Annotated in this window: 17 protein-coding genes; 10 read left to right on the top strand and 7 right to left on the bottom strand. The window is 32.4% G+C overall.

The genetic code is table 11. From position 1 onward, the window contains the following. The gene (locus tag ACTPNM_RS09170) at positions 1-246 is read left to right on the top strand and encodes a hypothetical protein (RefSeq protein ID WP_440121469.1); all 246 of its coding nucleotides are present in this window, start codon (positions 1-3) and stop codon (positions 244-246) included. Positions 247-510: 264 nt separating this feature from the next. Here ACTPNM_RS09170 and ACTPNM_RS09165 read toward each other — a convergent pair whose 3' ends face one another. The 4 genes from ACTPNM_RS09165 to ACTPNM_RS09150 all read right to left on the bottom strand — a co-directional run bounded on the left by ACTPNM_RS09165 (position 511) and on the right by ACTPNM_RS09150 (position 3,564). Continuing rightward, complete coding sequence (locus ACTPNM_RS09165) at positions 511-783, bottom strand: hypothetical protein (protein WP_440121468.1); 273 nt, start codon at positions 781-783, stop codon at positions 511-513. Between the two features lie 280 nt (positions 784-1,063). Next, positions 1,064-1,975 carry a helix-turn-helix domain-containing protein gene (locus tag ACTPNM_RS09160; protein WP_440121467.1) on the bottom strand — a complete coding sequence of 304 codons (912 nt, stop codon included), beginning with the start codon at positions 1,973-1,975 and terminating at the stop codon, positions 1,064-1,066. 6 nt (positions 1,976-1,981) lie between these two features. Beyond that, positions 1,982-2,884 carry an oxidoreductase gene (locus tag ACTPNM_RS09155; RefSeq protein WP_440121466.1) on the bottom strand — a complete coding sequence of 301 codons (903 nt, stop codon included), beginning with the start codon at positions 2,882-2,884 and terminating at the stop codon, positions 1,982-1,984. 344 nt (positions 2,885-3,228) lie between these two features. Continuing rightward, a complete protein-coding gene (locus ACTPNM_RS09150; RefSeq protein WP_440121465.1) occupies positions 3,229-3,564 on the bottom strand; it encodes a hypothetical protein in 336 nt (111 codons plus the stop codon). Positions 3,565-3,904: 340 nt separating this feature from the next. Here ACTPNM_RS09150 and thrA point away from each other — a divergent pair, with 340 nt between their 5' ends. From thrA to thrC, 4 genes are read left to right on the top strand one after another with little or no spacing between them, the layout of a single operon-like run. Then, on the top strand, positions 3,905-6,346 hold the full coding sequence (thrA, locus tag ACTPNM_RS09145) for a bifunctional aspartate kinase/homoserine dehydrogenase I (protein ID WP_440121464.1): 2,442 nt from the start codon (positions 3,905-3,907) through the stop codon (positions 6,344-6,346). Positions 6,347-6,349: 3 nt separating this feature from the next. Beyond that, the gene (locus ACTPNM_RS09140) at positions 6,350-6,979 is read left to right on the top strand and encodes a class I SAM-dependent methyltransferase (RefSeq protein WP_440121463.1); all 630 of its coding nucleotides are present in this window, start codon (positions 6,350-6,352) and stop codon (positions 6,977-6,979) included. Then, positions 6,976-7,905, top strand: coding sequence for a homoserine kinase (locus tag ACTPNM_RS09135; RefSeq protein ID WP_440121462.1), 930 nt, complete (start codon positions 6,976-6,978; stop codon positions 7,903-7,905). The genes ACTPNM_RS09140 and ACTPNM_RS09135 overlap by 4 nt, the downstream gene beginning before the upstream one ends. 10 nt (positions 7,906-7,915) lie before the next feature. Further along, the gene (thrC, locus tag ACTPNM_RS09130; RefSeq protein ID WP_440121461.1) at positions 7,916-9,196 is read left to right on the top strand and encodes a threonine synthase; all 1,281 of its coding nucleotides are present in this window, start codon (positions 7,916-7,918) and stop codon (positions 9,194-9,196) included. Positions 9,197-9,246: 50 nt separating this feature from the next. Here thrC and ACTPNM_RS09125 read toward each other — a convergent pair whose 3' ends face one another. The 3 genes from ACTPNM_RS09125 to ACTPNM_RS09115 all read right to left on the bottom strand — a co-directional run bounded on the left by ACTPNM_RS09125 (position 9,247) and on the right by ACTPNM_RS09115 (position 14,898). Beyond that, positions 9,247-10,371 carry an alpha/beta hydrolase-fold protein gene (locus ACTPNM_RS09125; protein ID WP_440121460.1) on the bottom strand — a complete coding sequence of 375 codons (1,125 nt, stop codon included), beginning with the start codon at positions 10,369-10,371 and terminating at the stop codon, positions 9,247-9,249. A gap of 84 nt (positions 10,372-10,455) precedes the next feature. After that, complete coding sequence (locus ACTPNM_RS09120) at positions 10,456-14,013, bottom strand: M1 family aminopeptidase (RefSeq protein ID WP_440121459.1); 3,558 nt, start codon at positions 14,011-14,013, stop codon at positions 10,456-10,458. A 3-nt stretch (positions 14,014-14,016) separates the two neighbouring features. After that, positions 14,017-14,898: an ABC transporter ATP-binding protein gene (locus tag ACTPNM_RS09115; RefSeq protein ID WP_440121458.1), complete on the bottom strand. Its 882-nt coding sequence runs from the start codon at positions 14,896-14,898 to the stop codon at positions 14,017-14,019. A 206-nt stretch (positions 14,899-15,104) separates the two neighbouring features. On the opposite strand from ACTPNM_RS09115, the gene ACTPNM_RS09110 reads away from it, so the two are divergent. The 5 genes from ACTPNM_RS09110 to ACTPNM_RS09090 all read left to right on the top strand — a co-directional run bounded on the left by ACTPNM_RS09110 (position 15,105) and on the right by ACTPNM_RS09090 (position 22,279). Then, on the top strand, positions 15,105-16,235 hold the full coding sequence (locus tag ACTPNM_RS09110; RefSeq protein WP_440121457.1) for a sensor histidine kinase: 1,131 nt from the start codon (positions 15,105-15,107) through the stop codon (positions 16,233-16,235). Continuing rightward, complete coding sequence (locus ACTPNM_RS09105; protein WP_440121456.1) at positions 16,228-16,929, top strand: LytR/AlgR family response regulator transcription factor; 702 nt, start codon at positions 16,228-16,230, stop codon at positions 16,927-16,929. The genes ACTPNM_RS09110 and ACTPNM_RS09105 overlap by 8 nt, the downstream gene beginning before the upstream one ends. A gap of 67 nt (positions 16,930-16,996) precedes the next feature. After that, entirely contained in the window at positions 16,997-18,769 is a 1,773-nt protein-coding gene (locus ACTPNM_RS09100; RefSeq protein WP_440121455.1) for an AMP-dependent synthetase/ligase, read from the top strand. Positions 18,770-18,841: 72 nt separating this feature from the next. Beyond that, positions 18,842-20,614: an AMP-dependent synthetase/ligase gene (locus ACTPNM_RS09095; RefSeq protein ID WP_440121454.1), complete on the top strand. Its 1,773-nt coding sequence runs from the start codon at positions 18,842-18,844 to the stop codon at positions 20,612-20,614. Positions 20,615-20,656: 42 nt separating this feature from the next. Then, positions 20,657-22,279 carry an RluA family pseudouridine synthase gene (locus ACTPNM_RS09090; RefSeq protein WP_440121453.1) on the top strand — a complete coding sequence of 541 codons (1,623 nt, stop codon included), beginning with the start codon at positions 20,657-20,659 and terminating at the stop codon, positions 22,277-22,279. The last annotated feature ends 46 nt before the right edge of the window (positions 22,280-22,325 follow it).

The following is a 22,325-nucleotide window of genomic DNA, read 5'->3' as shown; positions in this document are numbered from 1 at the left end:
ATGAATAAAAAAAGTGATAATTTTGGTTGTACACATGTGATATATGGTATTGTCTTCTTTGATATAGTTGCTATAATTATATGGCATGAAAAATATATCTCTGGTAAATGTAGTTTTTGTACAGGCTTAGGTGAGTTTATTATTTTGTTATTGTATTTAGGAGTAGCTTCGACTATCGGAGCTTTTCTATCACTGCCTTTTCATTACATCTATCACTACATTAAAAAGAAAAAACAAAATAATTAATGTTGACTTCATAAATTCTACTAAAAAACTCAAAGTTTTGTTGTTGACATTAAGTCTGAAATTTATTCAATACTTTTTTATCATATGTCCATTACATTTTAAATTTACTTTGTTTTTCAAATTGGTTACATGATTGTATAAGGAAAGTTGTGTGTTTGCGTGCGAGGATTTTCCGAAGGAAAATCAGAAGCTAGCAAACGAGCAACTAACTTTGGTTTAGCTAAAACTAGCAATTTTTTTTATACGGTGTTGCCATTAGTTTTTTTATTCCGCTTTTGTTTTTACTGGAACTAAAAATTTATGAGTAAAATTTTCTCCGTTTTCAATTCGTTCAGTTACTTGTATTTCCAATTTTCCATTTACAAGAGTTTTTTCTATCGGCGTAATTGTAAATCGAAAACCATCTTTGTTGGTTTGATTTACCATAATTCCAGGTCCGAAAATCATTAGTTTTTGGTTGTTTATATTTTCCGTTTCAAAATTTGCTTTAGTAGGTTTTCCAACAACTAAAAATTCTGCATCGTTTTCTAAAACCATTTCTATTTTTTTGTCCGCTTTTGAGTAAACAAAATCCGATTGAGTTTTATTTCCGCAACTTGCTAAAGTCAGAGTTATTATTCCGAAAAATATGTAATTCAAAACCTTGATTTTCATTTAATTTCTGCGTTTTTTAAATTAATGGCAACGGTCCAGTATAAGAATAGTAGCCGACTGCGTGGCACTTTCCTGTCAAATTACAAGAAAGTTGAAGCGGGCTACAACCCTTTAATTTACTAATGTATCGGCTATTATTTTTATACAATGTTGTGTGCAGTTTTCAATTCATTGTTGTTCTAAATTGAGTTGGTGTAATCCCCATTTTCTTCTTGAACAAACGACTAAAATACGGTGGGTGCTCAAAACCCAATTGATAAGCTACTTCAGCAACGGTTGCATTACTATTTAACAATAGAAACTTTGCCTTTCTTATTAGTTGAAAATGAATGTGTTCTTGTGCATTTTTTCCTGTCTCTTTTTTCAGCAAGTCACTTAGGTAGCTTGCAGATAAATTCAGATGATTCGAGAAATACTGCACAGATGGAAGTCCTTTTTTCTGGATATCATGATTGTTAAAATAGTCTTTTAATAACTTTTCAAATTTTCCGAGTAAGTCATTATTTGCTGAGTTACGAGTTAAGAACTGTCTATTGTAATACCTTTTAATATAACTCAGTAGAAGGTCGATATTCGATAAGATGACTTCCCTACTAAATTGATCAATATTATTATCGTACTCTTCTTCGATTTTATCTAAAATTTCTATTAGGCTATTTTGTTCTTTTTCAGAAAGGTGTAAAGCCTCATTCGTCTGATAGTCAAAAAATCCATAAGAAGTAATCTTATCTGCCAATGGATGATTTTCTAAAAAATCAGAATGAAAATATATTGCCCAACCCGCTAAACCTCCTTTTTTATTTTCCTGTTCAATTTCGAATGCCTGTCCCGGAGCAATGCCAAGTAAACATCCTTCATCAAAGTCTAAAACACTTCTTCCATATTTGACTTTGCTTATTGATTTGGTTTTTATAGTGATACCATATAGTTCATTAACTATTTTTACCTTAGACATCGCTTCTTGAGTTGATACTTCTGACAGGTTTACAACTCCTACCAAAGGATGCTTAGGCTTGCTCAAACCCATTGCATGCATCAACTGAGAAATTGATTTGATATATATGATTGAATCCATATTGCTTTAAATTCCTTGAATTAATTCCTCACTCAATTGCCAGAGTTTTTTATTGTTTTTTTCATCTAATGCTTTTTCATATATTTTGTCAAGAACTGGATATCCTCTCAAATTTCTCCATCCTCCAGGACCATAAAATTCCCCTCCTTTCACATCTAAATCTGTGGCGGCTCTTAATTGAGGAAGAATGCCCATTTCTAATTTTTGAGCTACCAGAAAATTAAGAATAACTCCTTGTAATCCCATTTCATCTTGTAAGTTAGTTTTTGTATACCCTGGATGTGCTAATACTGCGATGGTTGAGCTTCCTTTTTCTTCCAATCTTTTTTGCAATTCAAGTCCAAACATCATATTTGCTAATTTGCTTTGACCGTAGGATGCCGACTTTTTATATGAGTTTTTCCATTGTAAATCATCATAATAAATATCCGCTTCTTTCAGATCTGCTGCTTGGCTGGTTGTAATAACAATCCTAGAATTGGGCGTTTGTTCCAAAATAGGAAGTAGTTCATTTGTAAGAAAGAAGTGTCCGAGGTGGTTAGTGCCAAATTGTAATTCAAAACCTTGTTTAGTTTCCTGACGTTTGGGAGGCATCATCACACCTGCATTATTCATCAGAACATCGAGTTTTTTAAATTTATTTTTGAATTCGGCAACAAACTTTCTAATGTTTGGAATATCTGCCAAATCCAAATTCATCAATTCCAAATCAGCATTTGGAATTTCTCTTTTGACTTCATTTAATGCTTGCTGACCTTTTGTTTGATTGCGTGCAGTCATAATGACTTTTGCTCCTTTTCGAGCAAGTTCTTTTGCCGAACCCAATCCCAAACCACTATTGGCCCCAGTTATTAAGATTGTTTTGCCTGCTTGAGAAGGTATGTTTTCTGTGTTCCAATGTGTACTCATTTTAAATTATTTTAAGTTTAACAATGGAACAAAGGTATTTATAGATAGAGCCTTCTATCTTATACTTTTTAGTGGTTCTCTTATACTTTTCCCGTTTAATTGCTCACAACTTGTTTATATAGATGTAAAATACATCGTTATACACCTGTTTTGGTAGGTTTATAGTTGTATTTTATGTTTGTTTATACTTTTACGAACTTACTAATAATAATTTAATTTTCTTACGGAATACCATGAGCTCAACTATTTAGACACTAAAAGTAGTTTTAGTTGTTATTAACGATCTCTGATACCTTATTTAGAAAATCAAAAACCAATTTGACACACTTTATTGAATACTCCCGTTATTGAGTCGCTGATATCACGGCATGCTTCGAAGACACCACGGCATGGGTCGCTGATACTACGGCATGCTTCGAAGACACCATGGCACGGGTCGCTAATATCACGGCATGCTCCGAAAACACCACGGCATGGGTCGCTGATATCACGGCACGCTCCGAAGACACCACGGCATGGGTCGCTGATATCACGGCATGCTCCGAAGACACTACGGCATGGGTCGCTGATATCACGGCATGCTCCGAAGACACCACGGCATGGGTCGCTGATATCACGGCATGCTCCGAAGACACCACGGCACGGGTCGCTGATACTACGGCACGCTCCGAAGACACCACGGCATGGGTCGTTGATCTTACTCTTATTTTTTAGCAAAAAGATTGTGTTATGTGTACTATCCAAATATTTTTTTTTACAAAAAACAACAACTTTTCTTGTTTTTTAGAACATAATTTATACATTTGGCTTAATGTTTAACAACAAAAGACATATTATCTCTATTCCAGCTGTAAGTATTACGGCTTCTTTTGTTGGCACAACAACTACAATTACTACTACAACCCTTTAGGGGTTATTTCTATACATATCATCATTCCGTATATATTTATTTTTTCAAAAGACTTGAAAACAGATAAATAGCTTAAAAAATCTTATTTTTAATTTATTATTCATTTTAAAATGAACGTTTTAAAATTTGGTGGTTCCTCAGTAGCCAACCCTCAAAACATAGAAAAAGTAGTAGAAATTATTGCCAATGCCTCTATAAACAGTCCACTTATTGTAGTGGTTTCTGCTTTTGGTAAAACAACAAATAAACTCATTGCATCGGCAGAACAAGCTGCTCAAAACAATGCTAATTATCTTGAAAACTTCAAAGAAGTAGAACAGTTACACTTTGAGGTAATTCATGAGTTAGTACCTAAAAAACAGCAAGAAAAAGTTAAAATCCATATCAATTCACTTTTTAATCAGCTAAAAACCTTACTAGAAGGTTGCTTTTTATTAAATGAAATCACGCCTAAAACATTGGCTACTATTAGTGGTTTTGGTGAGTTATTATCTTCTTATATCATTGCTAACATAGCTAGTAAAGAGTTAAATGCTGTATACAAAGACAGTAGAGAGTTAATTATAACTTCAAATGCCTTTGATAAAGCGCAGGTAGATTTTCAATTAACTAACGCTAATTGTAAAGCCTATTTTGCAACTAATAAACACCAAGTAACGCTATTACCAGGATTTATTGCTCGTACTAAAGAAGGGAAACCAACTACCTTAGGACGTGGAGGATCCGATTATTCTGCGGCTATTTATGCTGCTGCTGTAAGTGCAGATGAATTACAAATATGGACAGATGTTAGTGGTATGTACACGGCAAATCCGCATATGGTAAGGCAGGCATTTCCTATTCCACATATCTCGTATCAAGAAGCCATGGAATTATCTCATTTTGGAGCCAAAGTTATCTACCCTCCTACTATTCAACCCGTGTTGGAAAAAGAAATTCCGATTCGAATAAAAAATACTTTTGATCCTGAAAATGTAGGAACTCTCATTTCTAAAATTACAGAAAATGGAAAACCTGTAAAAGGAATTTCTCATATTGAGAATATCACATTGTTAACTTTAGAAGGTAGTGGCATGGTAGGCGTTTCTGGCATTTCTAAGCGTTTGTTTGAAACACTATCTGCACACAATATAAATGTGGTGCTCATTACGCAAGCTTCTTCTGAACACTCTATTTGTGTGGGGATTTATGATGAAGATGCTGAAAAAGCAGCTTTAAAAATTAATGAAGCTTTCGCTATAGAAATAGAGCGTCATAAAATAGATCCGATTATCGTAGAACAAGGATTAGCGATTATCGCTTTGGTAGGTGATAAAATGAGAAATCATCAAGGGTTGAGTGGTCAAATGTTTAGTTCCTTAGGCAAAAACAACGTAAATATTCGTGCGATTGCCCAAGGTGCTTCGGAGAAGAATATTTCTGCAGTCATTAACAGTTCGGATGCTAAAAAAGCATTAAACACCCTGCACGAACAGTTTTTTGAGGAAAAAGTAAAACAGCTGAATCTATTTGTTACAGGTGTAGGAAATGTGGGTGAACGCTTTTTAGCACAAATCCACCAACAAAAAAAATACTTAAAAGAACAGTTGAAATTAAATGTACGTGTTGTGGGAATTTCCAATTCTAAAAAAATGGTTTTTGATGAAAGCGGCATCAGTTTAAAATCTTGGAAAGAACAATTACAAAACGGAGAAGCAAGTTCTTTAGACCTTTTTTTCCAGAGAATAAAAGCATTAAACCTTCGTAATTCAGTTTTTATTGATAATACTGCCAATCAACAAGTTTCAGAAGTATATGAGCGTTATTTAGCCAATAATATAGGGGTGGTTACTTGTAATAAAATTGCTTGTGCTTCTGAATTGAACAATTACAAAAAACTAAAGCACATCTCTCATAAGTTCAATGCACCATTTTTATTTGAAACCAATGTAGGTGCTGGTTTACCTATTATTGATACGCTTAAAAACTTAATTGCTTCAGGTGACCGAGTACATAAAATACAAGCAGTGTTATCAGGATCTTTAAACTTTGTGTTCAACAACTTTAATGAGAATATTTCTTTTCACGATGTTGTACAACAGGCACAAGAACAAGGATATACTGAACCAGATCCGAAAATTGATTTAAGTGGTGTAGATGTGGCCAGAAAAATATTAATTCTTGCACGTGAAAGTGGTTATGAATTAGAACTTTCAGACATCGAAAACAATGCTTTTTTACCTGAAAAGAGTTTAAAAACTACGAATAATGAAGATTTTTATGCTTCATTAATTGAATTTGAGAGCCATTTTCAACAAATATATAAAGAAGCAGCTGATAAAGATTGCCGCTTAAAATATGTAGCTGAATTCAACAATGGAAAAGCGAGTGTAGGCTTGCAACACATTCCGTTTGATCATTCTTTTTATAATTTAGAAGGTAGCGACAATATTGTGTTGTTTTTTACAGATAGATATCCTGTAAACCCGTTACAAATAAAAGGGGCTGGTGCAGGTGCTGAAGTAACTGCTTCTGGAATATTTGCTGATGTGATACGAATTGGAAATCAATAGTCTATGGAAAAACGTTATCAAAATATCATACAGATCTACAATGCCGTAGCTCAAGAGTATCAAGATAAGTTTGCTAATGATGTAGTGTATAATCACAGCTATGACTTGCTTCTAAAACATATGGAGCCAACTCATAAAAATGTGTTGGATGTAGCTTGTGGTTTTGGAAAGATTACCAATTATCTTTTAAAACACAATCCTAAACTTTCCGTGTTAGGAGTTGATGCTGCTGAAAACATGGTGGCTTTGGCAAAACAAAACAATCCAAATGCTTCCTTTAAAGTGATGGATTGTAGAGAAATTAACAGTTTACAACAAGGTTTTGATGTCATCATCTTCGGATTTTGTTTTCCATATTTAACGAAAGAGGATGTTCTAAAACTTATAAAAGATGCTGCTACTATGTTACCTCCAAACGGATTACTATACATCAGTACCATGATTGGAAATTACGAAAAAGACTCTCGTGTAACATCAAGTTCAGATGGAAAAAATTCGATGTTTATCCATTATCATGAGCCAGTATATTTGATTGAAGCTTTAGAAGCACAAGAATTCAAAATTTTAGAAAATTACACCAAACTATATCAAGAAGGTGGTGATACCGACTTGTTTTTAATTGCAAAAAAATGAACTATATAAAAATATTTTCACCTGCAACCGTTGCCAATGTTTCCTGCGGATTTGATGCTTTAGGTTTAGCACTCGAAACGGTTGGAGATACTATGACTTTTTCCAAAACGGATACAAAAGGTGTCAAAATAACCAAAATAACGGGGGCTGATTTACCTCTTGACACCCAAACAAATGCTGCGGGAGTGGTTGCACTAGCTATGCTAGAAAAACATCCTGTTGATTTTGGTATCAATATTACCATTCACAAAGGATATACTCCAGGAAGTGGTTTAGGAAGTAGTGCTGCCAGTGCTGCGGGAGCAGCGTTTGGTGTAAATCAGCTGTTAGGAGGCATCTTCTCCCCTCTTGAATTGACGCAATTTGCTATGTTAGGAGAAGAAGCAACTTGCGGAACGCCTATTGCAGATAATGTTTCTGCAGCTATTTACGGAGGATTCACATTGGTACGCAGTTACGAACCATTGAGTATTGTAAAAATCCCTGTTCCTGCAGGTTTAAGAGTAGTTGCTATTCACCCACAGGTTGAAGTAAAAACAAAAGATGCGAGAGAGGTATTGCCTAAGGAAGTTCCTTTAAAAGATGCAGTTACGCAATGGGCGAATGTTGGTGGTTTAATTAGTGGATTGCACACCAATGATTATCAATTAATTTCAGATTCACTAACCGATATCATCGTTGAACCTGCTAGAAAAAAACTAATTCCTCATTTTGATTTAGTGAAAAAAGAGGCTTTAAAAGCTGGTGCTTTAGGAGCAGGAATTTCAGGTTCAGGTCCAACTATTTTTGCTTTGTGTAAAGGCGATGCAACTGCTGAGAATGTTTACAAAACCATTCAAAATGCATATCAAGACAAACAAATTGATTTTAACATGATTCTTTCAAAAATCAATACAGAAGGAATCAAAATTTTAGAACAACACTAAATACGAAATTATGAACTATTATAGTCTCAATCATACATCACCCAAAGTTAGCTTTGAAGAAGCTGTAGTAAACGGATTAGCTCAAGATAGAGGGCTCTATTTTCCAGAAAACATCACTCCATTACCTAAAGAGTTTATTAATAATATTGGAGAATATTCTAATGAAGAAATTGCTTACGAAGCCATTCAGCAATTTGTAGGAAATGAAATTCCAAAGGAAATCATACAAGAAATCATCAAAGAAACCATCAATTTTGAGTTTCCTGTAATACCGATAGAAGAAAACATTGGTACACTAGAATTATTTCACGGACCAACCATGGCTTTTAAAGATGTAGGTGCTCGTTTTATGGCTCGTTGTTTAGGTTATTTTAACCGTGATAAAGACCAACAGGTTACAGTTTTGGTGGCTACTTCTGGTGATACTGGAGGAGCTGTTGCTAATGGTTTCTTAGGGGTTAAAGGTGTAGATGTGGTCATCCTCTACCCTAGCGGAAAAGTAAGTGATATTCAAGAAAAGCAATTAACAACCTTAGGACAAAATATTACTGCTTTAGAAGTAAATGGTGTTTTTGACGATTGTCAAGACATGGTGAAAACTGCTTTTTTAGATGCAGAAATTAATCGTACGCTAACCTCAGCAAATTCCATAAATGTTGCTCGTTGGTTACCTCAAATGTTTTATTTCTTCTTTGCCTATAAGCAAGTTTATAAAAAACATAAAGAAGTAGTTTTTTCAGTTCCAAGTGGAAACTTTGGAAACATTTGTGCAGGTATTATGGCACAAAAATTAGGATTGCCTATTAAACATTTTGTAGCTGCTACCAATGTAAACGATACCGTTCCTAATTACTTACAAAGTGGAGATTATCAACCAAAGCCTTCTAAAGCAACTATATCGAATGCGATGGATGTTGGAAATCCAAGTAATTTTATTAGAATCCAAGAGTTATTCAACAATGATTTAGAGGTTTTAAAAAACGCTTTTTCATCTTTTTCTTTTTCTGATGATGAAACTCGTACAGCCATGAAAAACATCTATCAAACCTCAACCTATATTGCCGATCCGCATGGAGCTGTTGGGTATTTAGGATTGAAAAAGTATGATTTACAAAACGCTTATGGAATTTTCTTAGAAACTGCACATCCTGTTAAGTTTTTAGATGTCGTTGAAGATGTTTTAAATGTAGACATTGAAATTCCTCCACAAATAGCTTCTGTAATAGATCGACAAAAGAGAGCTACAAAAATTAGTTCCTATCAAGAATTGAAAGATTTTTTAAATGTTTAACGCCAAAAAATGCCTCAAATTTGAGGCATTTTAAATTTTATAAGGTTCATTTACAATTTACTCTCAGCTTTTGTTAAACCTTCTTTCATAACTTCTTCAAATTGAGAGTTTGGATAGTCATTTATACCTCTTTCAAAATACTTACTAGCATTTTTATAGTCTTTATATTTTAAATAAAACTGCCCTAGTCTGTTTTGCCAATACGCACTTTTATATCTATTGGTTTCTAAAACATCTTTAAACTCTTCCATAAAAAAACTAAAGTATTTAAAATTATCACGTTTCCACGCTAACCAAATCAATGCGTTTTTCGTGCTATTATCTATTTTTCCGTCACCTCCAAAACGTTTAGCTCTTTCTTTGAAATAAGATTTTAGGTAAGGGATTCCTCCTGCTTTTTCATAGGCTTCAATACTTTCAAACACCAATGAGTCGTAATTATGATAATAGTACATGATTCCCTTGTACATAGCTAGATGAGGCATTGTTTCATGTACCTCATCATTAAATAACTCATACTTCCAAAGTAAATTTTTAGGGTTGTGCTTTTTTAATACTCTATTAAACTCTTCCGTAGATTCTATATAATATATATCTCTTTTAGAATTAGCCATGTATAAATACACATCACTATCCGATTTAAAATTTTTAACTAGCTTTTCAGAAGCATAGCCTCCATCCGTTATAATTGCTCCTTGAAATACATTATTTTCTTCTAAAATTAGTTTGCTTATATAATATGCTGCAGCTTCCCAACCATAAATAACACGTTCGTTTGTAGTTCTAAATTTATCATCTATAAATTTGATTACTTCGTCTTTTAAAAAAGAGGTAAATTTTTTATTTTCACTACTGAAAAGAGTTCTTCTTAAGGGGTTTTCATTTTTTATTCCTACAACAATCATTTCAGGAATTGCTCCTGGAGTTCTCAATGATTTCTGAATAGCTACACCATTGGTAAAAAACCACTGACCATCTAAAATATACAAAACAGGATATGCTTCTTTTGAAGTAGTATAACTATCGGGTAAATAAACCTGAATATCTCTATCCTGATTTAAAATAGTTGATTTAATAGTATAATTAATTCCTATGGTTACCTTGCTTTCTGGTATTTGAGAAAATGAATAAAAGGTGCAAACTAGAGTGAATAATAGCGTAATATGTTTAGTCATTTGGTTAAAGTTTAAACTCAAATGTAAAAATATGATTGTCATATAATTAACATTTGAGTTTTTTTATAAATACTTTAACTAAAATTAAAGTTCTACTATATTGTCTCTTAAATTTTCATCATTTCTAGTTCCATAAGGATCTATAGCTATATAATTAGGCTTTTCTTTTACTATAAACCTAACTTCAGTAAGCTCTTTATTTAATTGTTTAGATTTATAGTACAATACAGAGTTATTATCTTTTACAAGAGATGGATGCTCTGTAAAAGCTCCTATTTTTATTGGTTCATTAATCCCTATTTCTTTTATACCTCCATCTTCCATCGTTTCAACTCGTTTCGCCTTTATAGTTGCAGTAACCTCATAAGTACCATTGGGTAGTTTTTTGTACGTACTTTTTTCTACAGCCAAATCATAGGTTATTACCTTTTTAAACCAATCATCTATCAAATGATGATTTTCTTTAGGGGTTTCCTTATATAATTCATCTAATAACTCAATAGTATGTGCTTTGGGAGAATTTTCAAATCGATATCGATCTGTGATAGTTTTTAACACTCTATTTACTTGCTGTTCCCCTATTAAGTCTCTCAATGCCATGAACACTGTGTATGCTTTTCCATATGATATATAACCTTCATCCTGTACTTTATAAATTGGTGGTTCTTGAGTTCCGCCAAAAGCTCTTCCGAAAAAATAACGTCTTCTTGCTGCTTCTGCTAATTCATATAAAGCACTTTTTCCATACATTTTTTCCATTACTACAGCTTCTGTATACTTTGCTAAGCCTTCTACAAATAAAGATCCTCCTGCAACTGGTTTCGCTGTTAATGTATGTCCCCACCATTGATGTGCTACTTCATGAATTGTTCTTTTTGAAACTAAGTTAAATGTATTTTCTTCACGAACATCTGATAAATACAAACGGTCTTCAACCATGCTAATAACTCCCGGGTGCGCATACCCTCCGAATGACCAATGTGAAGGTATTTCTGCTATACGAACATGATTAAAGTTATAAGAACCGAAGTTTTCTTGACAATACGCTAAGGTTTCTTTAGTACTCTCTTCTATTTCATCAATATTAAAATGATGGTCAGCATTATAATACTGCTCTATTGTTATTCCGTTATATTCAGTCTTCTGAATTTGGTATTTCCCCGAAAAATAAGCTACCATAGGCAATATTTTCCCTTGAGATTTATAATGGTAGTAATTTCTATTATTTTCTGACCAAGTCTTTATCAAATCTCCTGAACTTATAGCTGTTTGGTCTTTACTTGTAGATACTATAGTTTCAAATTGTACTTTTTCAATTTTAATATCTTCAAGAGCTATATGAGCATCTGAATTATCTTCTTCTTCTCTTTCAGGTAATCCTCTTTTTTTACGCTCAATTCTGTCTGCTATTTCATATCCAGAAGTATATCCAATAATAGGTTCAAAATTTCTGTATGTTATATACGTTCCGTCATAAACAATACTTTTATCTTCCTCATACCCTTTTAGCTCTTTTTCAATAGTAAAGGTATATGTTACTGAATCATTTGGTTGGAGTTTTCCTTTAAATTCAAATACATACGCTCCGTGTACTGTATCTTTCGTAGTCAAAAGAGCATTTTCTATACGAATGCGCTTTACAGGGATTCGTTCTGTTATTAACAGTTTAGATATAGCTTCGTTACTTGTATTTTTTAAAATGTAATTTGCTTTGACAGCATATTTTCTTTCCTCTGGAAAAATAGCTACTTCCGTTTTTTGTGAGGTTGGATAAGGCTTTCCTAATACTTGATATTGTTTATACTTACGTTCATAATTCTCGCTAAAACGTAAATAATCCTTTTCAGTTTGATAATCACCAACAAAATTTGTATTGTAAAAGACCAAGCTTGCCATACCAATAGTTAGGGAAAGGAAAGTTAAAAACAATACCTTTTCGCCTAAGTTGCATCCTTGTTTCAGTTGCTCTACTTTATAAGAAAATCCTTTTACCATTCCCCTATTCCATATCTTAAACGCTAATAAAATTAATAGCGCTCCTATACTTAGCCAATACAAACCTAAATGATTAAATAACTTAGCATCATTGGCATAGGTATTCATACCATTAAAAGTTACTCTAGGCATAAACCCTATACTTGTTAAAGGGTGTTCTAATCCTAAAAGGTTAGCTTTCATACTTACAATAACAAACAAACCAAAAGCTCCCATTCCTATATATTTACTCTTCATAATACTGTTTATAAATATGGCAAGCATAGCATATATAACCAATTGTAAGCCATAATAATAAAACACAGATGTGTACATACTGAAATCAATATCAGTAAAACCTAAGCTTACTTGAAAAGCTATACATATAAGCACTCCTGATGCTATTAGTAAGATTGGTAGTAATGATAGACTGATAAACTTAGCAGCAAAATACACCCAGTTTTTTACAGGGGTAGCGCCCATTATTAGATTAAAATTTACACTATGCTCTCTCCATACAATCTCTGAGCCGTAAAAGATTAGTAGTATCAATCCAAAAAGAGTTAGCGGACTTGTTATGAGTTCGATTAATTGATTTGTAACTGGATAAATACTCACTCCGTATTCACCTCCTTCTACAACAGTTGCATACAACTCTGAAAAAACAATAATCAACCACATACCTAGTATTACTAAAAAGGGTAAGCTTTTAAATACACTCTTTAATTCTAATCGTATGAGAGATAGTAATGATTTTATTTGTGCTGTTAATCCATATGTTCCGTTTATAGGTTTATATGAAATGAGCTGTTTTTTCTCATTCCTAATTCCTTTTTCTTTTTTAACTTTTTTTGTAGTCATTCTAAAAGAAAAAACTTTATACGTTAGTAACAATACTCCTGTAGAAAATGCTATCCAAAGTATTCTATTCAATAAAAATAATCCTGAAAAAGAAAGCAATTGTGTGTTTTTTTGGTAAGCGGTCCAGTATTGAGTCTGTTCAAAAAAAGCAGCTATACCAAAAGAATCTGCTATTGCGGCTACCGACATCATTTCTGGTGATGCTGGAACAGATTGTGCTAATAATGGTGAGTTTAAGAAAATAGAACTCACAAAATACAGCATATAAATAAATACTGCACTTGCATAAGTGGCAATACTATTTTTAGTAAGGGTACTAACTGAAAATATTAAAGAAGTACATATAAAAATATTAGGCAATACTAAATACAACCAAGGTTGTAGGTAGTTCAACGCATTAAAGCTTCCTAGTCTTTCAGCATCTAAATTAGAAAAATGATTCCCGAAAATATAGCCAATAACAAAAGGTGTAAAAGCAACAACACTAAAAATAAAAGTGCCTAAAAAACGGCTCCAAAAATAATTGCTCTTTTTTATGGATGAACTGTAAATTAAACTTTCCATGTTATGCTGTTTATCCCTTATAATAGCTGTTACGGCAAAAAACATGGTTATAAAAACACTACCTAAAGTAAAAAGACCTGTATGAAAGTAAACTTGATAGACAGCATTAAAATTAACTCCTGTAGGAGCATGCCCTTGACTTCCTGTAAAATATCCTAAACCTAAAAATAAGACTGCAAATATGGGGAAAGCTCGTTGTTTTAACTGATAGTAAATTTCAAATTGTAATAATTTCTTAAACATAGATTAGGCTTTTTTATGGTGAAACAATGTAGCGAAGTAGTAGTCTTCTAAATTCGGAGTGATTCTTTCAAACCCATTAGACAGTGAAGCTTCAGAGAAGACTCTTATTTGTGTTTCCCCTGACACTAATTTGGTTGAAATAACCTCGTACATCTTTTTGTAGTGCTCGAGGTCATTTTTAGCTATAATTTTAGTCCAAATATTATGTTGAATACTTGCTACTAATTGTTTTGGGTTTCCTTGAGAAATGATTTGACCTTCCGATAAAATTGCCATTTGTGTACATAAATTTCTAACATCCTCAACTATGTGAGTAGATAAAATAACTATTACGTTCTCTCCTATTTCACTTAGAAGATTTAAAAACCGGTTACTCTCTTCAGGATCTAGTCCCGCTGTTGGTTCATCTACAATAATTAGTTTTGGGTTTGCTAGTAAGGCTTGAGCAATTCCAAAACGTTGTCGCATTCCTCCAGAAAATGTATGTACTGCTTTTTTTCTGTGTTGGTAAAGATTTACTTGCTGTAGTAAAGATGTTACTTGCTTTTTTCGTGCTGAGTTATTAGTAATTCCTTTCAGAATAGCTAAATGATCTAACAATTTTTCTGCTGATATTTTAGGATATACTCCAAACTCTTGAGGAAGATATCCTAAGTGTTTTCTTATCTCCTCTGGTTTATTAATAATATCATGATTATTAAACACAATTTCTCCAGATGAAGGTTCTTGTAAAGAAGCGATAGTGCGCATTAAAGAAGATTTACCAGCTCCGTTAGCGCCTAATAAACCAAACATTCCGTTCGATATTTTTAAGTTTATTCCATTTAATGCTTTAACTCCGTTAGGATATGTTTTGGTAAGGTTGGTTATAGTTAATGTATTCATATAAGATTCGTTTTTGTTTGCAACAAATCTCTAGCATCTTACCTTTCTTCTAAATTAAAAATGACGTACTCTATTCTTTTCAGCACACATCATATTCTTTTAATAGCTAACTTATGTTTGACTAAAAAAGCTCTTCATCCATCTAAAAAACAATAGTGTTTGTCAATATAATTGTGAGAACAGTTTTACATGAGTAATTTTGGAGTATGATTGATTTTTTAAAGAAATACAAAGCTTTTTTTATTGGGCTTCTAATTATAATTCCATTATTCACTCTATTAGATTATCTCAATTATCTGAATATACCAGATGATCAACCTGTTGAGGTTATTGTAATTACTTTTTTTTGGGCACTGGTTATTGCCTTACCCATACATAATTATCAATACTTAAAAAGGAAAAAGAAAGCTGTAATTGGTATTGCCGCTCTTTTTGTACTGCTTTTTTTTACTGTACTTATTGATTCTTTTATGAAACTTCCAGATAATCCTATCACTTTCTTTTTACTAATCATCTTTTGGTGTGGACTAGCCTATTTTTTAATACCTGATTTTATAAAAAAATACTGGAAATTTATAACACTTCTATATACACCGTTACTTTTATACTTTTTATACCTACGATTATTTTCTGGTGACTTAGAAGCTTATTTAAAAGTAAAGCAAGAAACTCCTTTCTATATTTTCTTCGTTCCCATTCCTATCTTCTTTTTTCTTTGGGTTTTTGAGCAATGGAAATGGGTACAGGAACTAAAAAAAGAAAAATCTAAAACAGAACTATCACTCTTAAAAACACAAGTAAACCCGCATTTTTTCTTCAACACTCTAAACAACCTGTATGCCTTAACCGTAAAAAGTTCACCGCAAGCGCCAGAAGTTATTTTAAAACTATCTGATATGATGCGCTACACAATTTATGATGGAGAAAAAGAAACTGTAAAAGTTTCAGAAGAAATAGCATACTTAAATAATTACATTGAGCTACATAAAATCCGTTACAAAAAGTCTGTTGAAATTACCTTTAATCACAGCATAGATCCTAATTTAAATATTCCACCATTATTATACATTATCTTACTAGAAAATGCTTTTAAACACGGTATAGAAACACTAGCAGAAAACGCTTTTATTCATATCAACTTATATGATAATGATAATGCTATTTACTTTGAAATAGAAAACAATTTTGATTCTAATGAAATAACTAATTCTAAAGGAATAGGGCTGCAAAACTTAAAGCGAAGATTATCTTTGTTATACAATCAAGAACACGAATTAATCATTAATTCTACAAACAACATTTACAAAACACTTTTAAAAATACCGAAGCATGCTTAAATATATAATTATTGATGATGAGCCTTTAGCACATGAAATTATAACGGAGTTTTGTAGCATGCTACCTCATGTTCAATTAGAAAAAAGTTGCTATAATGCTATGGAAGCTATGCAGTTTTTAAATGGACATACGGTTGATTTTATGTTTTTAGACATCAACATGCCTAAATTAAAAGGATTGGATTTTTTAAAGACGCTGTCCAATCCACCAAAAACCATTATTACTACTGCCTATAAAGAGTATGCTCTTGAAGGATTTGAACTAAATGTTGTAGATTATCTTTTAAAACCTTTTAGTTTTGATCGTTTGGTAAAAGCTGTAAATAAAGTATCAGATACACTACCTACCAAAACAATCCACAAAGAAAGCATAGAGCCAAGTCAAGTCAATACACGACTTTTTATCAAAGGAGATAAAAAACACCATCAAATTGATTTAAGTGATTTGTTGTTTATAGAAGCTTATGGAAATTATACTAAACTATTTTTAGCAGATGAAATGATTGTAAGCCATGAAAAAATTTCTCATTACGAATCTCTGTTAAACCCTATTCAATTTTTAAGAGTACATAAATCATTCATTGTTGCTGTAGATAAAATAAAGTTTATAGAAGGTAACCGTATTATAATTCATGAGCATAAGGTTCCTATTGGTCAAACCTATAAAAGCAGTGTTAGCAAACTTTACAACTAACATCAATTTTATTTTTCGTTTATCTCTTTTATTTTCATAGATTTATGCATCAACCAAAACCATTTAAATGCATATATCTTCAAAAGTTACACGTCTTTTTGATTTCCCTTATCACCAACTAGAAAACTATCCACAACAACATTGTTTAGTTTCAAAAGAAAACAATGAATGGAAAAGTATCTCTACTCAAAAATATATTGAAGACGCCAATACCATAAGTAAAGCTTTACTAAACCTTGGTGTTAGACCTGGAGATAAAATAGCTGTGATTACTTCTGTAAATCAACCAAAGTGGCATTTGTTAGATATAGGAGTTATGCAAATAGGAGCTGTAAATGTGCCTTTATATCCCACTTTTTCTGAAAAAGATTATGCCTATATCTTAAATCATTCTGATAGTATTTATTGTTTTGTTTCAGATAATGAGTTATACCAAAAAGTAATAAAAGTTCAAGAACAAACTCAACTTAAAAAGGTGTTTACTTTTGAAGAACTAGAGACAGACTATGGATGGAATTCTTTCCTAAGCCTTGGTAAAGATGAAGCCCTTCAAACAACAGTGAATGAATTAAAAAAAGCTGTAGAACCATACGATTTAGCTACTATTATCTATACCTCAGGTACTACTGGAACTCCAAAAGGAGTTATGCTTTCACATAATAACATTGTTAGTAACGTTTTTGCTGTAGGGAAAAGGCTCGATTTACAAGGAAATAAAAAAAGAGTAATTAGCTACTTACCTATTTGTCACATTTTTGAGCGAGCAGCATCTTATTATTGTCAATATATGGGCTTTGAAATTCATTTTGCTGAAAGCATTGATAAAGTTGGAGAAAATTTACGAGAGATTCGACCTCATTTTATGGCAGTTGTTCCTAGATTATTAGAAAAAGTTTTTGATAAGATAGTTGATAAAGGAAGTAATTTAAAAGGTATCAAAAAACGGCTGTTTTTCTGGGCATTGCAACTAGGAGAACAGTACAAACCATACAAAGAAAATGGTTGGTGGTATGAGTTTAAACTCTCTATAGCCCGTAAACTTATTTTCTCAAAATGGAAAGAAGCTTTAGGCGGACAATTAGAATTTATGTTAGCGGGAAGCGCTCCTACACAAGCTAGACTTGTTAGAGTATTTACAGCTGCAGGAATTCCTGTTTTTGAAGGCTACGGACTTACCGAAACTTCTCCTGCTATCTCTGTAACCGATATGCGAAATAATGGCTTTAAAACAGGAACGGTTGGGAAAATCATTGAAAACGTAAGTGTAAAAGTAGCTGACGATGGAGAGATCTTAGTTAAAGGTCCTAACGTAATGATGGGCTATTATAAAGATTTAGAAAAAACTGACGAATCAATTATAAATGACTATTTCCATACAGGAGATATTGGAGAACTAGATAATGAAGGTTTTTTAAAAATTACTGATAGAAAAAAAGAAATCTTCAAAACTTCTGGAGGTAAATATATTGCTCCTGCTATACTAGAAGGTGAATTAAAAAAATCACGTTTTATAGAACAAGTAATGGTTATTGGTGAAGGAGAAAAAATGCCTGCAGCATTAATCCAAGTTGCTTCTGAATTTGTTCAAGAATGGGCTAAAAGACATGATTATACTATTACAAACATTACTACAGACGAAAAACTCATCAAACGAATTCAAAAAGAAATTGACTTTTGTAACCAAAAATTTGGAAAATGGGAACAAATAAAACGCTTTGAAATAACCGCTGATGAATGGACGACAAATTCGGGACATTTAACTCCGACATTAAAAATGAGACGAAAAATTATCTTAGAAAAATACAATAATCTCTACCTAAAAATATATAATCCTCAATAAATCAACCAGTAAACTACAACTTGTGCAATCGGGGTATTTTTCATACTTTGCAAAGCCCAAAAATTTGAACATATGTCGATTGAAATTACGCGTCTTTTTGACTTTCCTTATTATCAACAAGAAAAGTATAATTTAAAAAAAGCATTTATCACTAAATACAATGGTGAATGGCAATCTATATCAACAAACGAATATATAGACAAAGCCAATGCTATAAGTAGAGGTTTATTACGACTAGGAGTACAACCTAACGATAAAATTGCTGTAATTTCTACCAACAATAGAACTGAATGGAATATTTGTGATATTGGAATATTACAAACTGGAGCTCAAAATGTTCCTATTTATCCTACTATTTCTAAAGAAGACTACGAATATATTTTAAACCACTCTGAAGCTACTTACTGTTTTGTTTCTGATGATACAATTTTAGAAAAACTAAATCAAATAAAAGCTAATACAAAGCTTAAAGAAGTTTTTACTTTTGATGATATCCAAGGAGAAAAAAACTGGCAAGAAGTTTTAGCCTTAGGTGAAGATAATAGCAATCAAAATGAAGTTGAAGAACGTAAAGATGCTATTAAAACAGATGATTTAGCAACTTTAATTTATACTTCAGGAACAACAGGTCGTCCTAAAGGGGTTATGCTAAGCCATAAAAATGTAGTTTCAAATGTACTAAGTAGTGAAAAACGTGTTCCTTTAGAATATGGCCAAGGTAGAGCTTTAAGTTTCTTACCTGTTTGCCACATCTTTGAACGTATGATTTTGTATTTATATCAATACTGTGGTATTTCTATCTACTTTGCAGAGGCTATTGATAAATTGAGTGAAAATGCTCAAGAAATCAAACCAAATGTTATGACTGCTGTTCCTAGATTGTATGAAAAAATCTACGATAAGATTTATGCCAAGGGAGCTGACTTAACTGGAATTAAAAAGAAATTGTTCTTTTGGGCTATAGAATTAGGTTTACAATATGAACCTTATGGAGCTAACGGATGGTGGTATGAAAAGAAACTAAGCATTGCTAAAAAACTTATTTTTTCTAAATGGCAAGCTGCCTTAGGTGGAGAGTTAAAAATAATGGTTTCTGGTTCTGCTGCATTGCAACCACGTTTAACTAGAGTATTTACTGCTGCTGGAATGCCAGTAATGGAAGGTTACGGTCTTACTGAAACTTCTCCTGTAATTGCTGTAAACGATATGCGTGATGGAGGTTTTAGATTAGGAACTGTAGGTAGATTAATTGATGGTGTTGAGGTTAAAATAGCCGATAATGGAGAAATCCTAGTAAAAGGACCAAACGTAATGCAAGGATATTACAAAGATCCAGAAAAAACTGCTGAAGCATTACAAAACGGATATTTCCATACAGGTGATAAAGGTGAATTAAGTGAAGATGGTTTCTTAAAAATAACTGGACGTACTAAAGAAATGTTTAAAACCTCAGGTGGTAAGTATATTATTCCACCATTGTTAGAAGGTCAATTAAAACAATCTCGTTTTATTGAGCAAGTAATGGTTATTGGTGAAGGTGAAAAAATGGCTGCTGCTTTTATTCAACCAAACTTTGAGTTTGTGCGTGAATGGGCGCAAAGACATAACGTTACCGTAGGAGATAACAAAGACTTGGTAAACAACCCTAAAGTAATAGAACGTATTCAAGAAGAAGTTGACTATGCCAATACTAAGTTTGGTAAATGGGAAACTATTAAAAAGTTTGAATTAACCGAAGAAGAATGGTCTATTGACGGAGGGCAGCTTACCCCTACCATGAAAATGAAACGAAATATTATCAAAGAAATGTATAAGGACTTATACGACAAGATTTATAGAGATTAATTGTTTAAAGTGTTGTGAGAGCAACACTTTTTCTTTTTTAATATGAGTAAAATTATTTCTTTTTCTTCGGATGTTTCAACTATTGAATTACCTAAAAAGTTCGATTACCCTTATAATTATTCACCTCACACCTTAGCTCAAATAGCTACTAAAGAATTACAAGAGTATTTAGTAAACCAAACCGATTTTTCTCACAACTTCGGAATCAAAAAACCTGAGGATGCAAAAGCTCTTGGAAAAATGTTTGGAGTCTTAGTTGTACAACAACAAGATGGAAATTTAGGATATTTAGCTGCTTTTTCTGGTAAACTTGCTGAAAGCACACAACACAAACATTTTGTACCTCCAATATTTGATGTGTTAGATGCAAATGAATTTTATATTGAAACAGAAGAACAGCTTAATGAATTAACTCATAAAATAGTAAACTTAGAAAACGCTTCTGATTTTATTGAAATAAAAAAAGCTTATCAAGAAACACAACAACTACACGAAAAGCTTTTAGCTAAAGAACAGTCTAAAATTAAACAACGTAGAAAACTTAGAAAAGAATTAAGAAAACAAAACAACCAGTTAAATATTAACGAAGAGTTTTACTTACGTGAATATGAAGTTTATTTATTTGATAAAATAGCTCCTTTAAAAAAAGCGTACGATACAAAACAATATCAAATAGAACAATTAAAAAAGCAACGAGCAAACCTTTCAGCCTGGGCTCAACAAAAGATATTTAAAAAGTATACTTTTCTTAGCTATCAAGGAGAAACCAAAAACTTATTAGATATTTTTACTGACTCTACACAAAATATTCCTGCTGGTGCTGGTGATTGTTGCGCTCCTAAATTACTTCAATATGCATACAAATATCAACTTAAACCTATTTGTATGGCCGAGTTTTGGTGGGGTAAACCTTTGCAAACCTCTATAAGAAAACATCAAAACTACTACCCTGCTTGTACTGGCAAATGTAAACCTATTTTAACACACATGTTACAAGGAGTAACTGTAGAAGAAAATCCATTAGTTGCCCAACTAAAAGAAGAAAAAGAAATTACAATTATTCATGAGGATTCAGATTTGTTAGTAATTAACAAACCACATGAGTTATTATCAGTTGTAGGTAAAGAAATTAAAGACTCTGTATTTAGCCGTATTCAAAAATTATATCCAAAAGCTACAGGTCCGTTAGTTGTACATCGGTTAGATATGTCAACCTCTGGAATACTATTAATAGCAAAAAATGAAGACACCTATAAAGCTTTACAGGCACAATTCATTAATAAAACTGTACAGAAACGCTACGTAGCTTTATTAGAAGGTGTTTTAAAAGATAAAAAAGGGATTATTGAGTTACCACTTAGAGTAGACCTAAATGATCGTCCTAAACAGCTTGTTTGTTATAAACATGGAAAAAAAGCACTCACTAAATGGGAAACTATAGAAAATTTAGACAATAAAACCAAAGTTTACTTTTATCCTGTAACAGGACGTACACATCAATTACGAGTTCATGCAGCTCATCATTTAGGTTTAAACACAGCTATTGTTGGAGATGATTTATACGGAAAGAAAGCAGATAGGTTGTATTTACATGCTGAAAAAATTACGTTTGTACACCCTACTTCAAAAGAACAAGTAAGCTTTATTGCTCCTGCACCTTTTTAATCGCAGTGCGATAGCCCAAAAAACCCTTAAACTTATTTTAAAATAG

Source organism: Tenacibaculum sp. Ill (genome assembly GCF_051938915.1).
GTDB lineage: Bacteria > Bacteroidota > Bacteroidia > Flavobacteriales > Flavobacteriaceae > Polaribacter > Polaribacter larymnensis.
This window is presented reverse-complemented; position numbering and strand designations above follow the sequence as displayed.

What these genes read in the sequence shown, in the direction of transcription:
- ACTPNM_RS09090 (WP_440121453.1), top strand. Translation starts at nt 20,657, where the DNA reads ATGAGTAAAATTATTTCTTTTTCTTCGGATGTTTCAACTATTGAATTA.
- ACTPNM_RS09105 (WP_440121456.1), top strand. Translation starts at nt 16,228, where the DNA reads ATGCTTAAATATATAATTATTGATGATGAGCCTTTAGCACATGAAATT.
- thrC (WP_440121461.1), top strand. Translation starts at nt 7,916, where the DNA reads ATGAACTATTATAGTCTCAATCATACATCACCCAAAGTTAGCTTTGAA.
- ACTPNM_RS09120 (WP_440121459.1), bottom strand. Translation starts at nt 14,013, where the DNA reads ATGTTTAAGAAATTATTACAATTTGAAATTTACTATCAGTTAAAACAA.
- ACTPNM_RS09095 (WP_440121454.1), top strand. Translation starts at nt 18,842, where the DNA reads ATGTCGATTGAAATTACGCGTCTTTTTGACTTTCCTTATTATCAACAA.
- ACTPNM_RS09110 (WP_440121457.1), top strand. Translation starts at nt 15,105, where the DNA reads ATGATTGATTTTTTAAAGAAATACAAAGCTTTTTTTATTGGGCTTCTA.
- ACTPNM_RS09140 (WP_440121463.1), top strand. Translation starts at nt 6,350, where the DNA reads ATGGAAAAACGTTATCAAAATATCATACAGATCTACAATGCCGTAGCT.
- ACTPNM_RS09155 (WP_440121466.1), bottom strand. Translation starts at nt 2,884, where the DNA reads ATGAGTACACATTGGAACACAGAAAACATACCTTCTCAAGCAGGCAAA.
- ACTPNM_RS09100 (WP_440121455.1), top strand. Translation starts at nt 16,997, where the DNA reads ATGCATATATCTTCAAAAGTTACACGTCTTTTTGATTTCCCTTATCAC.
- ACTPNM_RS09115 (WP_440121458.1), bottom strand. Translation starts at nt 14,898, where the DNA reads ATGAATACATTAACTATAACCAACCTTACCAAAACATATCCTAACGGA.
- ACTPNM_RS09170 (WP_440121469.1), top strand. Translation starts at nt 1, where the DNA reads ATGAATAAAAAAAGTGATAATTTTGGTTGTACACATGTGATATATGGT.
- ACTPNM_RS09160 (WP_440121467.1), bottom strand. Translation starts at nt 1,975, where the DNA reads ATGGATTCAATCATATATATCAAATCAATTTCTCAGTTGATGCATGCA.
- ACTPNM_RS09135 (WP_440121462.1), top strand. Translation starts at nt 6,976, where the DNA reads ATGAACTATATAAAAATATTTTCACCTGCAACCGTTGCCAATGTTTCC.
- thrA (WP_440121464.1), top strand. Translation starts at nt 3,905, where the DNA reads ATGAACGTTTTAAAATTTGGTGGTTCCTCAGTAGCCAACCCTCAAAAC.
- ACTPNM_RS09125 (WP_440121460.1), bottom strand. Translation starts at nt 10,371, where the DNA reads ATGACTAAACATATTACGCTATTATTCACTCTAGTTTGCACCTTTTAT.
- ACTPNM_RS09165 (WP_440121468.1), bottom strand. Translation starts at nt 783, where the DNA reads ATGGTTTTAGAAAACGATGCAGAATTTTTAGTTGTTGGAAAACCTACT.